This is a genomic window from Tolypothrix sp. FACHB-123 (genome assembly GCF_014697075.1).
GTDB lineage: Bacteria > Cyanobacteriota > Cyanobacteriia > Cyanobacteriales > Nostocaceae > Aulosira.
Genome location: NZ_JACJRE010000026.1, coordinates 35,202 through 50,420, shown reverse-complemented (window position 1 = coordinate 50,420; position 15,219 = coordinate 35,202). Strand labels below are relative to the sequence as shown.

At 37.8% G+C, this 15,219-nt stretch carries 9 protein-coding genes; 1 reads left to right on the top strand and 8 read right to left on the bottom strand.

Features of this window, described 5'->3' with window-relative positions:
• Positions 1 to 451: 451 nt before the first annotated feature.
• Positions 452 to 1,441, bottom strand: a complete 990-nt coding sequence (locus H6G41_RS17975; RefSeq protein WP_190747549.1) for a DUF6263 family protein — start codon at positions 1,439 to 1,441, stop codon at positions 452 to 454.
• A gap of 207 nt (positions 1,442 to 1,648) precedes the next feature.
• On the opposite strand from H6G41_RS17975, the gene H6G41_RS17970 reads away from it, so the two are divergent.
• Positions 1,649 to 2,836 (top strand): ATP-binding protein, encoded by a 1,188-nt coding sequence (locus H6G41_RS17970; RefSeq protein WP_190747548.1) that lies wholly within the window; start codon positions 1,649 to 1,651, stop codon positions 2,834 to 2,836.
• Between the two features lie 253 nt (positions 2,837 to 3,089).
• On the opposite strand, the gene H6G41_RS17965 is transcribed toward H6G41_RS17970, so the two are convergent.
• The 7 genes from H6G41_RS17965 to H6G41_RS17935 form a co-directional block, all read right to left on the bottom strand.
• Complete coding sequence (locus tag H6G41_RS17965; RefSeq protein WP_190747547.1) at positions 3,090 to 5,339, bottom strand: caspase family protein; 2,250 nt, start codon at positions 5,337 to 5,339, stop codon at positions 3,090 to 3,092.
• A 383-nt stretch (positions 5,340 to 5,722) separates the two neighbouring features.
• The gene (locus tag H6G41_RS17960) at positions 5,723 to 6,427 is read right to left on the bottom strand and encodes a hypothetical protein (protein WP_190747546.1); all 705 of its coding nucleotides are present in this window, start codon (positions 6,425 to 6,427) and stop codon (positions 5,723 to 5,725) included.
• Positions 6,420 to 8,879: a CHASE2 domain-containing protein gene (locus tag H6G41_RS17955; RefSeq protein WP_190747545.1), complete on the bottom strand. Its 2,460-nt coding sequence runs from the start codon at positions 8,877 to 8,879 to the stop codon at positions 6,420 to 6,422. Before H6G41_RS17955 ends, H6G41_RS17960 begins: the two co-directional genes overlap by 8 nt.
• A 45-nt stretch (positions 8,880 to 8,924) precedes the next feature.
• Positions 8,925 to 11,270, bottom strand: a complete 2,346-nt coding sequence (locus H6G41_RS17950; RefSeq protein ID WP_190747544.1) for a CHAT domain-containing protein — start codon at positions 11,268 to 11,270, stop codon at positions 8,925 to 8,927.
• Between the two features lie 32 nt (positions 11,271 to 11,302).
• Positions 11,303 to 11,794, bottom strand: coding sequence for a hypothetical protein (locus tag H6G41_RS17945; RefSeq protein WP_190747543.1), 492 nt, complete (start codon positions 11,792 to 11,794; stop codon positions 11,303 to 11,305).
• Between the two features lie 55 nt (positions 11,795 to 11,849).
• A complete protein-coding gene (locus H6G41_RS17940; RefSeq protein WP_190747542.1) occupies positions 11,850 to 13,205 on the bottom strand; it encodes a DUF1822 family protein in 1,356 nt (451 codons plus the stop codon).
• 109 nt (positions 13,206 to 13,314) lie between these two features.
• Positions 13,315 to 14,754: a hypothetical protein gene (locus H6G41_RS17935; RefSeq protein ID WP_190747541.1), complete on the bottom strand. Its 1,440-nt coding sequence runs from the start codon at positions 14,752 to 14,754 to the stop codon at positions 13,315 to 13,317.
• Positions 14,755 to 15,219: the final 465 nt, after the last annotated feature.

The window sequence follows — 15,219 nt, the reverse complement described above, 5'->3', positions numbered from 1 at the left end:
TGTGATTAGCATTCAAGTGCATATCCCTGACTACAAATTATTAAAAATAATTCCTCTATACTTAGTAGTAACTTTGCCAATTAATAGATATTGTTTTGCACCCTTCATCTCTACTTTTAGGGGTATGACAATACTATACGGCTTGCCGTTTAACTAAGTACAAATGCTGGTATAAACAATCTACGTTTTGAGACCTTAAATCCAAATTGAGCGAGCAATCTGTCAGGTCTCAGGGCTAAGTTTCAAAAGTCTTAGAGCATCTTTTTATATTGTATTAATTCTATTCAATTCAGTTGGAAGTCTCAACAATTATTAGTGCTTGATCGAAAAAAGGCAGAGAGCAGAGCGCAGGAAACGCCCAATGCCCAATGACGCCACTTGCTTCAAGTCGGGAAACCCGTCCAACGCAGTGGCTCCCCCATGCCCAATGCCCAATGCCCCATACCCAATATCACTTTGATTCTATGTCCATTGTCATAGACAGTTCTTGATTCATGGTAGTTTCTTCTACAGTGCCGACAGCGTTTTGAGTCATCTCTGTATTACTTACTAAGGACATAGTTGATTTAATTGGCATCAGTTGATTAAGTGCCATAATTATTTGCCCCTGACCGGTGCCTTTATAGGATTTAAGATTTAATGTCACTCCTTTAGGTAATCCCGGTGTAGTCAACTTTTGGGGTGATGCTATCTGTTCTACACCTACCTTGAGAGTAGCTACACCATCTTTGAGATTTTCTAACTGATAGGTAGTGATTTGTTGAAAATTCATCCCGCCTAAATTTAGTGTTGAGCTAACTCGCCACTGAGATCCTATACCTACTGCTTCTTGAGGAAGTGGAGAAGAGAATTGCTCAATCGAACTCAACATTTGTTGCATCATTTGTTTGAGGTTTGGATCTAACCCCGTTGGCACATCCATATTAGTTTTTTTGGTGTAGCCGCGATTATCTACAATTGCAGTACCTTTGACACCGCGTAACTTTTGGATTTGCGAACGTAGTTGATTAAGTAATTGTGGTGGTAAATTTGTATCGCCTACTAAATCTATATCAGAGTAAGAAAACTCGAAGTGAATATCACCATTGGCATCGATATTGGTGACTTTTGACTGTATTGTTGCTACGGTTGCTGGCTGTTTGATGCTGGGTAAGGCTTGACCTGCTATCAACATTTCCATGTCTATTTTCATAGTCATATTGGAAGTTTGCTGAAAGTTGACTTGAGGTTGAAAGCGCAATTGCTGCTTGTCTCCCGTTCCTGGGTTGAGCAATTCTACTACTATAGGCTTGTTTTTGGCTGTAGGGGAAGTTTTTGGCGGGTTATTGATGACTTGTTTAGCTTCTAATGAAGTTTCTGCTTTGACGGATGTGATTGACGGTTGTATTGCCAAGCCGATAATCACAAAAATCGTCCCAGCGGTCAAAAAGTTTCTTTTCATAAATTTTCCCAAGTAAAGTTATATTTATTTTGCTCGATCTATTTATAGCCATTCTGGATGAAGATGCGATCGCGAAAATTCAGAAAACCGAATTATCTAGCAAGCCTATTTGATCTTTGAACAAAAAAGACAAGGGTGGTTATATAGAGAATTTAGCGCAACTTCACAAAAAAATGGGGACGGAAAAACTTTTATGTTGGATTGGTTATGATTTGTCATTTTCTCATTGGTGTTCCTGGTAGCGGAAAGTCTACTTTTGCAGCGGAGTTAGCAAAGTTGGGCAATTATCGGATTGTTTCTACTGATACAATTCGTCAACAACTGTATGGGGATGCAAGTATTCAAGGTGATTGGTTAGCGATTGAGGAGAAAGTTATTGCTGAGATTGTCGAGGCGTTAGCGCCGCTTACCGAAGGTATCGCTCAGAGCTATGGTGTAATTTATGATGCGACTAACGCTAAGCGGATGTGGCGGATGCTTTTTTTGATGAAACTCAAAGCGCTGACTCCTGCTGCTGTGTGGATGGCTTGGTATTTACGCACTCCCATCGCCATTTGCAAATTACACAACCAACAGCGCGATCGCCAAGTACCACAGGTAATCATTGAGAGTATGTATAAATCTTTGCAAGATTTTCCACCGATAGCAGCAGAAGGCTTTGCGGCGGTAAAGGAAATTAATATTACTTCACCAAGTTTCGACTTTCAGGAAATATACCACCACATCGAACAGCTTCCCCATAGTATTATTAACCGCGCTAACCGCGATCGCCACATTACCTTACACCCCTACAGCGAACTAGTAGATTTTGAACGGTTAATGCATCTGATTTCGCTGATTATTCGCTATCCAGGGATAGGAAATCTCCAAGCAACTCAACCCAGCCAGCTAGAAAGTATATTTGGTAAGCTTCCTGAGTTTGCCAGTTCTCTGGAAGAAGTTAGCGCCTGTATGGGGAAATTGTGTGGTAGCGTCTACGCCGATGCTCAGGCGATCGCATCTGATTTACACTGGTTACAAAAAAATAATTTCATTGGTGATTTATCAGTAGTCAGTAGTCAGCGATGCTCTGAGATTGCCGAAGTGTTGTCAGTTGTTCATCCCTCTGTATCCCCCTCACCGCCTCACCCATATTCTGATTTAGCGACGTTTCAAAGGTTGATGCAAACAATTCGCTGGATTGTGCATCATCCAGTTGTGCCAGATTCGGGTGAAGAAAGCCTGAAAACGCTGATATCTGCGCTCAAGGAAAACGGCATTATTGATGGTGATAATTTAGACCATCTCCGTAATGATATTGAAAATGTATTAAAGCCGTATAAAATATTTCCTAACTTACCTGTACAGGATGGTGATTTTGGGGAGACGAATATTTTGCATGTGTATGGTGATTGAAAGCGGTGAAACACCACGCTGTAGGGGCACGGCACTGCCGTGACCTGAAGATATATTGGGATTGAAGCAATTTACAATCTAATACCAATTCAAATAATCTTTGCAACACATCAAAATATTCTAGAGGGCATGGCAGTGCCAGTGCCCCTACAATCTGTCGTATTCTTTTTTCCAATTGGTATAATTTATATTTAAATTTATTGAAAATGCGATCGCATTCATCACAATCAGGATGCGATCGCACTTTTCAAATTCAACGCACTACTTCTAATGTAATTGACATTGCCGCTAGTTTTTTCACATCAACGCCGCGCACCCCTGGAGGTAACTGTTGAGCTATATTACTTGTACCGCTACGTGTTGCAGTATCTAAATCTTGGAGGATTTTATCTGCTACATCTAAAAATTCGTCAGTTGCAGCAAATGCAGAACGTTTAGTAGTATCTCCTCTTTTGGCAATTCTTTGCAGCGCTTGCAATGATTCTTTTAATGGGGATGTACTCGCAATAATTAAAGCTTCGGTAATGCCAAATGGTTCGCTAATAGTCAGAGTCATCTCATCATTTTCGGGAATATTTCGCTTTTCGCCTGGTTCTATTAGCACTGTTTCTGCTGAATTAGTTACAAGTTGATTATCCGGAAAAATCACCGCCATTTCCCCTTCAGAATCAATCACTAAAATGCTGAGATAAAGCGGGACAGATTCTAAATTTTCCACTTGAAAAGCAATTTGCGTATCTACAGGTAATCTGGGAATTCCATTATCTGTGGTATCAGTTGTAGTTACAGGTTGTTTCGTATTATCCCGACCGCGAACTGTAAAAGTTTCACTTATAACCTGTTGACTATTAGCAATCTTCATCGAAGCATTAACTTTCAGGTGGGATGAATTGGTATTACCCACCATATTTTTGACAATTCGCGCCGCTAATAATGATTTTAATTTAGATTTTAAGCGTTCTACAGCCGCAGTTACAGTTTCATTAGCATTACCAAAAGATTTGGGAATAATTTGGTCTAGAGAGGGGAAAAATAAACCTAAACTGCCGATAGCGGGTAAATATGGGGACTTAAATTGTTGTAATTCCTGATATCTTTCTTGAGTCATTCGACCCAAAATATAATGTACTTCTTGTTGTCTCAAAGGTACGGGAGTAATGCGGTTCAGAGCTTTTAAAGCTTGTGTAGCTTGGGCAGCAGTTTTACTATCAAATAAGTCATCAACGCCAATTTTTAAAGTTATATCAGTGGGAATACCCCGCACCCGTTCTTGTAAAAGCATTCCTGGTTGTAATTGAAAAACTCCTTTGGTAATTATGCTGAATTTGCCTTTAGCAACTAAGCCTTGACGCGATTTTAAATTAATTAATCCCCGTTCTCTACCGTTACTATCAACAAAGTTAAAAGCTGCATTATCTTGGTTAAATGCTTCTAATGATTGGGGATCTAAACCACCTAACCATAATTCAACTTCATTACCTTTAGTTTGGGTCACAACTGCATCGGCGTAGGCTGTTGTAAAGGGAGTAAAGTAAAGCGGTGGGTTAGAATTTTCTTTGACATTAATTCCTAACTCTGGGTATTGCATTGCATAATTTTGATATGCCAAATTCGCCGTACTCCGACTGACATCAGCAAATACTTTTTTAACAGATTGATTTGCTGGTTTTTGCCATAAATACTGAGTCAAAGCATAAGTAAATGCGCCAGCAGCAAAATCGCTAAAAGTTGCATCAACAGCATATTGATCGCGTTTAGCAGAAGCCAGAACAACTCCTTTAGCAATATTTTGACGACGCAAATTGATATATTCTTTTTCTGATAAATTCAATCGCTTTAACCATTGGCGCTGATAGGCGAATTCTGCATCCATAGCGCGATAATCTGTTCCTCCGGGAAGAGTGCGTAACAGAAAATTCCCCCGCTTTGCACCACCAGAATGACAGCAATCTAAAACCATAGTGACGTTATCTGTTTTTAATGCATACATGAGTAAAAACAGCGTATGTCCCATGATATCTTGAACTATACCACTGCGATCGCCAGGAATTATTCTGGAATCAATGGGAACCAGCGTACTGTTGAGTCCATCCTCCTCATCCTTATCGGGATCAACTACTTGCGAACCATGTCCAGAAAAGTGAAAGACAACAATATCGCCAGGTTGAGCCTGATTAATTAAATGTTTTTCAAACTTTGTTAAAATATTTTGGCGCGTAGCTTGTGCATCGGTGAGTGTGACAATATCTTCCGCTTTAAAACCAAAGCGGTGAATTAGTAAATGTTTTTGTAACTGCACATCATATGTGCAACCAGAAAGTTGCGGAATTCCATTTTGATAGTTATTAATTCCCACCAGTAACGCCAGTTTGCGCTGAGAAGTTTGGGCTAAAACTTTGCCGTATTTATCTCCCTGCTGCATAATATCTAACTGGCTAATACCCATTGTCGCCAATGCGGAACCAGCAAATTGCAAAAATTGACGGCGTTTGATTTGAGACATAGGTTTTAAATTTTATCTTGGGAATTTACTGCTTATTTATAGTTCTGGAAGTATGGAAGCTATGCAAATTTGTCCATCAAAAAATTGGGTAGGGTAATTACATCAAAGCAACATTAAGAAGGCAGAAGTACGATAGCGCAGCGTTAGCGAGTCTTCGAGCGTCGGGCAGAGGGCAGAAGGGAATCCCCATAAATAAATTTAGGGAATTTGATAAGTCCGCTTTTTTCTTGCGCTTGCGCGTCTCGAAAAAAATATTTTTACTTTTTTTCATAAATAAATTTAGGCGGCTCAATACCCTTTTGACATCGGGCAAAAATTGTATTTCATCATAGCTGCCTCCTGCCCTCTGCCTTTCTTCAGTCAACAGTCAACCGTCTATAAAACTACTGCACGACTTTCGCAGATACAACTTGCTGCTGATTTTGCTCGTTTTTACATAATTTATCTAATAAATCTTTTGTCTGTAATGATAAATCCTGTGCCAAATTAGGTACAGAATAAACTTGCTGTAAAACATCAGACCTTAAATTATGTTCTGCAAAAAAAGCCGCTTTTTCTAAAGCAATTGTTTTTTCATCTGCACCTTGGGTTTGCAATCGCTTTTCTAAAGCCGCCAAGCCATCAGTAATTTTTTGTCTTTCTTCTCCATCCAATACTTGAAACTTGGCAAATAGAGAGGGATTTTTATGTAGGAAAGCTTTCCATTGATATTGTTCTCCTGGTTCTAATGCTTCTGCACCTGTATAAGTTGCTAAATTATCCTGTGTCAAATTGTCTGCATTCCAAAAATTATTCCGGCTGGGTAATTTCGCCACAGCAATTTTATTTAATTTTCCCTTCCATAAAAAGACCGGATTAGTACTATAAATTTTTCCCTGGGGAGAAACAAGACATAAGTCACCGCGGGAAATTGGCTTTTGTTTGCGATTCTTGCCGAGTAACCAATCAATAATTCCTGTTAATGATGTACGCTGAACTCTGTTTTGACCAATAGTGACTTCTGGCATCATTAACAAAGCAGGAACAATCATCACCGATGTTAAACCTGCCAACATTAACAACCGAATTGCAGTAATTTTATTAAGCATCTTTATTCCTCAATACCGATAACATATAAACCCAGAAAGTAGCAGATGGTAAAAACAAAGGTACTAACAAACTTAAGGATATATACATTTGCATAGCTAGCAATGCATAAATTACATTACCACCCACAAGTAAAGCCATTAATAAACGACTACCACCTTTACTTTGTTGACGTTGCAATAAGAATAATTGTGTCCCTTTACCCAAAAATATCATTATTGCGATCGCCCACAAGTCAGGAATAGGAATAATCAGATGTTGTTTGATGAGATTTTGCATCATGTAAGCATTGATTTCGACTCCAGTGATATCTCGTAACAAGCCCGTTTGAGGATTTTGCATCCGCCAATAAGCCACCCCCAGTGGTAGGGTAAAAGTATCGCTATGGCCATTCGCTAATCCTGATTCTTTATAGCCAGCCGCACCAATTAAGACAACTTGCTGTTTTAAATTTTCTTTGTTTATAGTAGTTTTATTATCTAAATAATTGCCTGCATTTATTACCTGATAAACTTGATTTGGCGGTAGGGAAAAATCAATAATGGGGTATAACCAGGCTTGTCCAAAATATTCAGAAAAGCTACTAATTTTTGCTAAACGTAATTTATCTAATTTTTGATTTAACGATGAATTTGCTGGGCGATCGCCTAAATATTGCATTAAATCTGTACGTAAATCATGGTTCCTCAAAGCTTGTGGCTGGGGTAGGTTCTGCGGTAAGTTTTCTTGATTTAGCCAAGATACTAATGTGATTAAGTAAGTAAAAGGACAGCTTTGCAGACAATCTTTATTTGTACTGACTAATGATAAATGACCATTGCGGTGATCCACATAACCTTGCTGAGTTTGATTAAGATTAGCAACACTCTTAATTACTCTTTCCTCTTGATGATGGCGATTTAATATTGAGCCAAAGATAAACCACGTACCGTTTTTATTGAGAGAATTTATTATTGACTTTGCTAATATACTATCTTCATCGGTGACTCTATCAAAAAGATAGTCTATACCAATAACTTTGGCTTTATCGATGGTCAATTTATCAATTAACCTAGCAAAATAGCTGCGATCAAGGGGATTAAATTTATTAGCTTTAGTATTAACTGCATTTAACGATTTATCATCAATATGAATTAATATAACTGGGGGTGTTTTGTCTTTTGGTAATTGTTGCGTCACATCTCGATAAACTGCTTGCATTCCAATTTGTGTATCGAGTAAAATTTCTCTGACAGGCGTAATCAGACTTAAAAAAATTAATGTACTTAATGCCAAAACTTCCCGGCGTTTTGGTAACAATTTTTCAATAAAAGGTTTAAATCCAAACGGTTGCAAACGAAATAATTCTGCATTGGGATGACGAAATAAAGAAGGAACTAGGTAAGCACTAGGATAGGTAAGATTTTTTTCAATTTTGAGATAATCGCTAGCTGTTAATAATGCTTCGTGAACGTCCTGATATTCTTTAAGTGCATTTAAAAATTGCACAAAAAATTCCCCGGCTACGCGATTGTTGATTTTTTCGCGCATAATTGCTACTTGACTTAAACCTAAGTCAATTAATTTATTCGCTATGCTTAAACCATCACAGGAATTAAAGATAGCGAATTTTAAACCACGATCAATTGCAGTAGTTAGCGGCTTTTCTATTTCGCTTAAAGCAATAGTCACATTCGGCGCAATTGAAAGTTGTCCACCAGTAAAAGTAGTTTCATTACTGTGACCAGCGAAAAAAAGCATATCACAGTTTTCAGTAGTTAAAGCAGTAACTATTTCATCTTTCCAATGATTAATATTTTTCTCTTTTTGCCAGCGAATAACTTTAACTTTAACATTAGCTAGTTTTTCGAGTGATGCTATAGCGCGAGTTTCTTCGGCAAAGCTTAAACCAGTGTCATCGCCAAAAATCGCGAGTATTTTAGATTTTCGATAACCTGGTTTTTGAGTAGTTGTCACTGCTTGAAGAATATTCAGCGGTTGACGCACAATCCGCAGTTTAGCGGCAGTAAATTCGGTGCTGATTTCCCATGCTTCCCAAGGTAAATGTTCTAATTCACATGAGTTACAACTAATAAAAATATTAATATTGTTAGGATGATTTCCTTTTAATTCATGCTTATAATTATCTACAGCTTGCTTAGTAATTTTTTTGCGAATATCATATAATTGTTCACTACGTAACCATTGATGAAAGTCATATAAAAGTTTAGCTTCCGCTTGCACCAATTGACCTTGCCAATCTACAGGAGGCGGTATAATTACACCCTTATTGACTACTTTCCCCCGCAATTGGCTACTATAAAAATTAATATAAGTTCTCTGCCATTGTTCGTGAGAAGTGATGATATTTTGTGGATAATTAAGTTTCGCAATTATTTGCTGATGCAGACCCCAAGATAATTCAAATAAGCAGGTTTGCTCAACTTTTTGAATTTTTAAATAAAAATTAGTCATAAGTGATTAATTATTAATAAATTTCATGGATGGAAAATCCCCCGATTACTCTGACTCACCTACTAATGTAAACGCCGCCCAATGTATGGGATGATCGTGCTTTTTCATTGTCTTTAACATCGCTTGACGTAATGCTTTAGCTTTATCTGGATTTTGCTGCAATTGTTGATAAAACTCTACCATTAACTCTGCGGTTGAATTATCTGGAACCGACCACAGCGACACAACCACACTTTTTGCACCCGCAGTCAATAAAGAACGGGATAAACCCACCACACCATCACCAGTAATTTCACCTCTTCCGGTATCGCAAGCACTTAAAACTACTAAATCTGCATTGAGTTTTAAATCAATAATTTCCGTGGTTTTCAATAGTCCTTCGTTTGCTTGCTTGGCTGATGGGGGAGAGTCGGGAGAAAGTGCGATCGCACCCGGTACCCGTTCCCCAAAACCATCGAGTAAACCATGTGTAGCAAAGTGAATAATTTTGGCATTTTGGATTTTCTCTAATACAGTAGATTTCGTTGCTTGTTTACCAATGAGAGGTTGAGTGTTGAGTAATTTAGCAATTGATTGGGCTTCTTGTTCTGCACCAGGTAAAGGAATCAATTGTTTAGGTGGAATACCAATAAAAGGCATAATTGGATTGCCAATAATTAATGCATTATCTGTTGATAAAGATTTAGTTTTTAATGCTTGATTATTTTGTTTATTTGTGTATTCTAATACCTGAATTGCTGGGGCAGTCAGGATGGTATGTTTTTCAATTAGATATTTATCATTAGCATCTTGAAGCGCTGGGAAGGGAACTAAAAATAGGGATTCATGGGGAATAAAAATTACCCGTTCATCTGGGTTATTGGGTAGATGTTTGGCAATAGGTGCGATTAATAATTGATGAAGTTGCTTTAACTTTTCGGCTTGTTTAGTTCCTCCTTTATAATCTACCCTGATACCACGTCCTACAACACCAATTGATTCGCGGCTTGATTCTACTAATTTGCGCAGTGGTGTTTTGATAGATGTTAAATCAACTTTTTGAAAAGCGATATCACCTGTGGGTTTAACTACCCAAATGTAGATTTGTGAATCGTCAATTATAGAATATTCAACAAATGTCGCTTTTTGCTTTTGGGCAATTTGTTTAAGTTGAGCAATGGATGGATTAGATGGTTTAAGGGTTGTATTTTTTGGAGAATTGTTTGAACGTGATTCTAATAAATCAATAAATGCTCTAGCCCTACCACGTTCAGAAATTTCTAATGCTTGAGCAATTTTATTTTGAGATATTAAGGCTATTTGTAGAAAGAGATATGTTTTAGCTTGTTGTTCAAATATGGATATTTTCTGGTCATCAGTTAATTTAGTGCGTAGCGAATCCAAAATATCAATAGCCGCAATTAGGGATTTTTCTGCTTCAGAATAATTACCATATGCAATATAAGAATATCCCATGTTATTGAGAGTAATAGCTTCATCTTCCTTAGCACCAATTTGTTGAAAAATTAGTAATGCTTTTTGACTATATTCTAATGACTTCTTATATTCTCTTAGCTTCATGTAAATCGCACCAATGTTATCGAGAGTAATGCCTTCACTATTCTTATTCCCAATTTTTTGAGAAATGGTTAAAGCTTGGTGATAATAATCTAATGCTTGTTGGTAGTCTCCCCTATCGAGGTAAAATCCTCCCAAATTGTTAAGAACAGTAGATTCATTAGCTAAAGCACCAATTTGTCTAAAAATAGCTAATGCTTGTTGACGATAATCTAATGTTTTTTGGTATTGTCCTAAGCTATGGTAAATGTTAGCAATATTATCGATAATTACAGCTTCAGCAGCCTTGTTACCAGTGACTTTGGCAATTTCTAAAGCTTTTTGGTAATAATTTAATGCTTGTTGATACTGTCCCATTTTTTTGTAAACTAGCCCAATATTATTGAACCGATTACCTTCAGCAGCTTTATCACCGATTTTTTGAGCAATGACTAAAGCTTGTTGATAATAAACTAATGCTTTTTGATAATCTCCCAGGCTGTCGTAAGCTGCCCCAATATTGTTGAGAATTACACTTTCACCTGTTTTTTCACCAATTTCTCTACAAATTACTAACGCTTGTTCATATAACTCTAAGGCTTGTCGGTACTGACTTCGACTATAAAGCTCAAATCCCTGTTTACTTAGGGTAATAGCCTCTTTTTGGCGCTGTTCTCTTGTTTGCGCTTGCGCTGTTAATTTATCTGTTCTCCGATTCCCAGTTTGCTTCACTTGTGATAGCGCTACACTAGGGGGGAACGCCAAGGAAAGTAAGGCGATCGCTACTACCACCTGGTAAAACAATATTGACAAACGATTTTCGCGGTTTTTATCCAAATCTAGCTTATGGCGCATTGATTAGTCCTTCAGCATCTGTGTAATTACTCTTACTTCTCAGCCAAGGGGGGGTATGCAGTTTTGGCGGTTAAAGATATTGTCGAGTATTTCTTTAAGTAAGAATGCTGAAGATTTCGTGAAGTTGCCGTGAAAATTGCCAAAATTGCAGAAAATAAGCTTTTGTTAACCGTTGATGACACTGTAATGACAACTAAAAGCAATTTGCTACAAGTAACAGATACCTCAAAGTCGTGTTGAGGTACTTCAAAGTCGTGTTGAGGTACTTCAAAGTCGTGTTGAGGTACTTCAAAGTCGTGTTGAGGTACTTCAAAGTCGTGTTGAGGTACCTCAAAGTCGTGTTGGAGTACCTCAAAGTCGTTTTTGGGTACTTCAAAGTCGTGTTGGAGTACCTCAAAGTCGTTTTTGGGTACTTCAAAGTCGTGTTGGAGTACCTCAAAGTCGTGTTGAGGTACCTCAAAGTCGTTTTTGGGTACTTCAAACTGTGTCTTACTGCGATCGCATTTGACTTTTAAGCTAGTCAATCACAAAAACTCTGTTTTCCCAGTCAACCGACAACCGTCAACCGTCAACCGTTTTTTACCTTGTAATATCAAAAGCAAACGGCTGTAATGTCACCTCTACATCATCACCTAAACTTGCAGTCACAATAAACTTTTCATCCCAACCGCCAACCAAACAAGTATATAAGTAAGAGTTGCGCTGTTGTGGATTCACACTGTGTTCTGTTAATATCCCAGTTTTATCGCTGACGCGAAATTTAAAATTTTCTGGTAGGGTATTTGGGGAAGGCGCACCTAAAATTAACAACAAACTCCATAAATTGGGTTCGCTTATTGTCGAGGAATTCCAGGCTACTGCATATAATCTTAAGGGAATTCCAGCTAAGAGAAAACTTTGATATCCACTCCTAGCTACTAAAGGAATTTCTACACCTTGTGTTTGCAATTGGAATGCGATCGCCTGTAATTCTTCGGCTGGACTGCGCATTTCTCTAGTTGGTGTTAATCTTGGTAATAATGTCCAAGATAATGATTCCCCTATTTCGTCTAATTCATCCCATAACCAGCGTCCGACATTGATGGCTGGTTGTGTAATTAATTTAATTAAATCCCTAATAGATGTTGCTGATAAAGATGTTTCGCTGGAGGGATTTTCTATATTTAGATTATTAGTTTGTAATTTATAAATCCAATCCAGCAATTCATCAGAAGTTAAAACGGCGCTTCCTTGTTGCCAATTTAAAATTTGCCAAAGTTCGGTATCTGGTTCTTGTAATTGCAAAAGTAATGATACTAATTCGCTTTCTAGAGCGGCTAATGTTTGCTGGCGGTTGGCGGGTATAGGGGGTAAGGTAATCCCATCTGGTTGTAAAGCACGTAAATACAATAATAAGCGGTTTGGTTCGTTGTTAAACCAAGTTAGAGGTATTTCATAACTCCAGTCTGCTTGGGGTGATATTGTTGGAAAATTATTGAGATTTTCTTGTAGTTGAGGATAAGAAATAAATCCCCTAACTACTCCACATGCTTGTTCTTCTAAAACTTCGATAAATACATAGAAATGGGGAACAAATTCGGGTAAGTCTACGACTAATCTAGATAAAGAGATTTGCTCATTCCAGGAATTACCAATGGTAATTAGACAAAGTTTAAAATTCCCAGTCTGTAAATTAGTGACAGTAGGAATAATATTTGTTAAAGCTGGTTGGTTAATTGTTGAATCTTCCCAATTAATGCTGAGATTGGTATCGCGTTCTTGCAACCATTTTTTAAATATAAATAAACCCAAAGCATTTAAGTAAGTTTGCCACTGATGTGCATCATTGGGAATGTGGCGACTAAGTTCTATTGCGCGATCAATTTCTTGATTGTCTAGGTTAATGGCTTCGGTTGGTAAACTTTCAAATTCAAAGGACATGGGTAAGGTATTCATGATAATAGTAAAAATGCGTGAATATTGATTGTGAAGACTGAGGGCAGAAGTTAAGAAATTTTTTTAACTTGTTTAAAATTTTGTAGTTTTCTAAATTTAAAATTTCTGTTTATTGAATCAAATTGTTATCTAATTGTTGGCAAAGTCTTTGAGAAAAATTACTCATTTGGGGTTGATGGTGCATACTTACAGCTTCAATTTCTGCTTGGTTGATTAAATTAGTAATCTCTGCATTTAATGCAGCGGTAATTTGCTGATCTAAGTTGGCTAAACGCTCAGGTGTGGAGTATTCCTGGGCTAGTTGAATAACAGCTTGTTTTAATTTTTCTAATGTCTTATGTTGCACATCAGCACGGAATTCTTTGAGTTTCAATAAGCGGGTGACTTTATATTGCGCACCTAAGCCTAATTGTTGGGCGATCGCACTCATTGATAAACGCTGACAGTGAAACAATTGTAGCCCTAGTAAAAATCTATTAGCTTGAGTTAAATCTTTCTTTTTCAGCTTGTTGATACGGGATTTTGTCACCTCATTTAAGGCTGAATCTAAACAAGTTAAAATTTGTTGTTTATATAATTTTAAAAATTTTTCTTCTTCATCAATATCATCCAGAATATTTCCTGAATCTGGAGCAGCGACTTTCTCTAATAAAGAGTAATTTTCTTGAAAATTTAAATCTAAAGATTCTGTAGGTAAAAACCCACCCCTAACATGAATGCGGTACTGTCTGAGTTTTGCGGCGAGATTTTGTAATTGTCGCAGCACATTTTCAGGAGATAAGCGAGATACGGCTTTTGGCGTTAATTTTGACTCTAATAATTGTGCCATTTGTTGTAATTGTTGATTTGTTGGCGGTTGGCATTTTACTCTACTGCCCTCAGCTAGTTTTTGCCAGCGTTCAGCACGATATATTTTGTGATAAACTGCAAGCAATTTTTGCGCTTGTTCAACTTCTTTGGGCGTGAGGTAATGAAATTCACCTAAAATTTTTGGTAATTGTTTTGGTTGGGTATCATTCAAAATTGCCCAATCTCTTACAAGATACAAGCCACATTCTAAAAGAAAAGTTTCTAGTTCATCGTGCTGTTTTAATTTGCGGCTTGTCCAACTACTGAGTAGGCTTTTTTCGGGGTCAAATGTTTGTAAAATTTCTCTAGCAAAGGATTGATAACTAGTTGATGGTTGTAAACTTCCATCGTCATCAAGAACATAAGCTAATAAATCGCCCTCAGTAAATCCGTGAAAATCGCCAAATTGGCGGGCGAGGTTGGAACAAGCTTGTTGAATTTGCCAGGATATAAAACAGAGTAAACAGCGTTGGGCTAATAAGCTTTGCTGCGATTCAGGATGGCGAGATAATTCCAGTAATCGCTGTTGTATAGCTGTGTCTGAGACTTCATTAATATTTGGGAAATCTGCAAAGGTAGCAGCAAAAAAAGACTTGGCATTTTCCAATTCTTTCGTTGTGCGATGTCTAGCGACAAGCCGCTTTGCGTCTACGCCTGTGCCATCCAGTATTACTAGTGTCCAATATTTTAACTTGCTCATTGGTAATTTGGTCTTGTTAATTATTAGTTGTTAATTGTCTCATCTCCCCTGGATTCCAGTCGTTATTGTTTCTTAACTCTGGGCGAGTGGGGGATATGCAGTTTTTGGGCGGCTAAAGCATCGATTCAGTCATCAAAAAACCCCACAAATCCCTTTCTTAGCCATAAGTACTTATCGCTTACCCGAATTTCCGCCGTCACCCTATAAGGGTGCGGCTAATAGAACAAAGCCGGCTTTAGCAGGCTAAAGAAATTGAGCCTGCGAAGCCGGGCTTTGTAGAGTTAGCCTCAGGCTTCCAGCCTGCGGGCGTTATTTCGGGTAAGTGAGAGAACTATTTGATCAGGATTGAGTGAGGATTTTTCTGTAAAGCGAGAATTTCGCGTTAAAACTTGCATACCTCCCCTTCGTCCAGAAATATACATAGATATAAGACAATAATCTAGTATTTCTCCGTAAAAACACGAG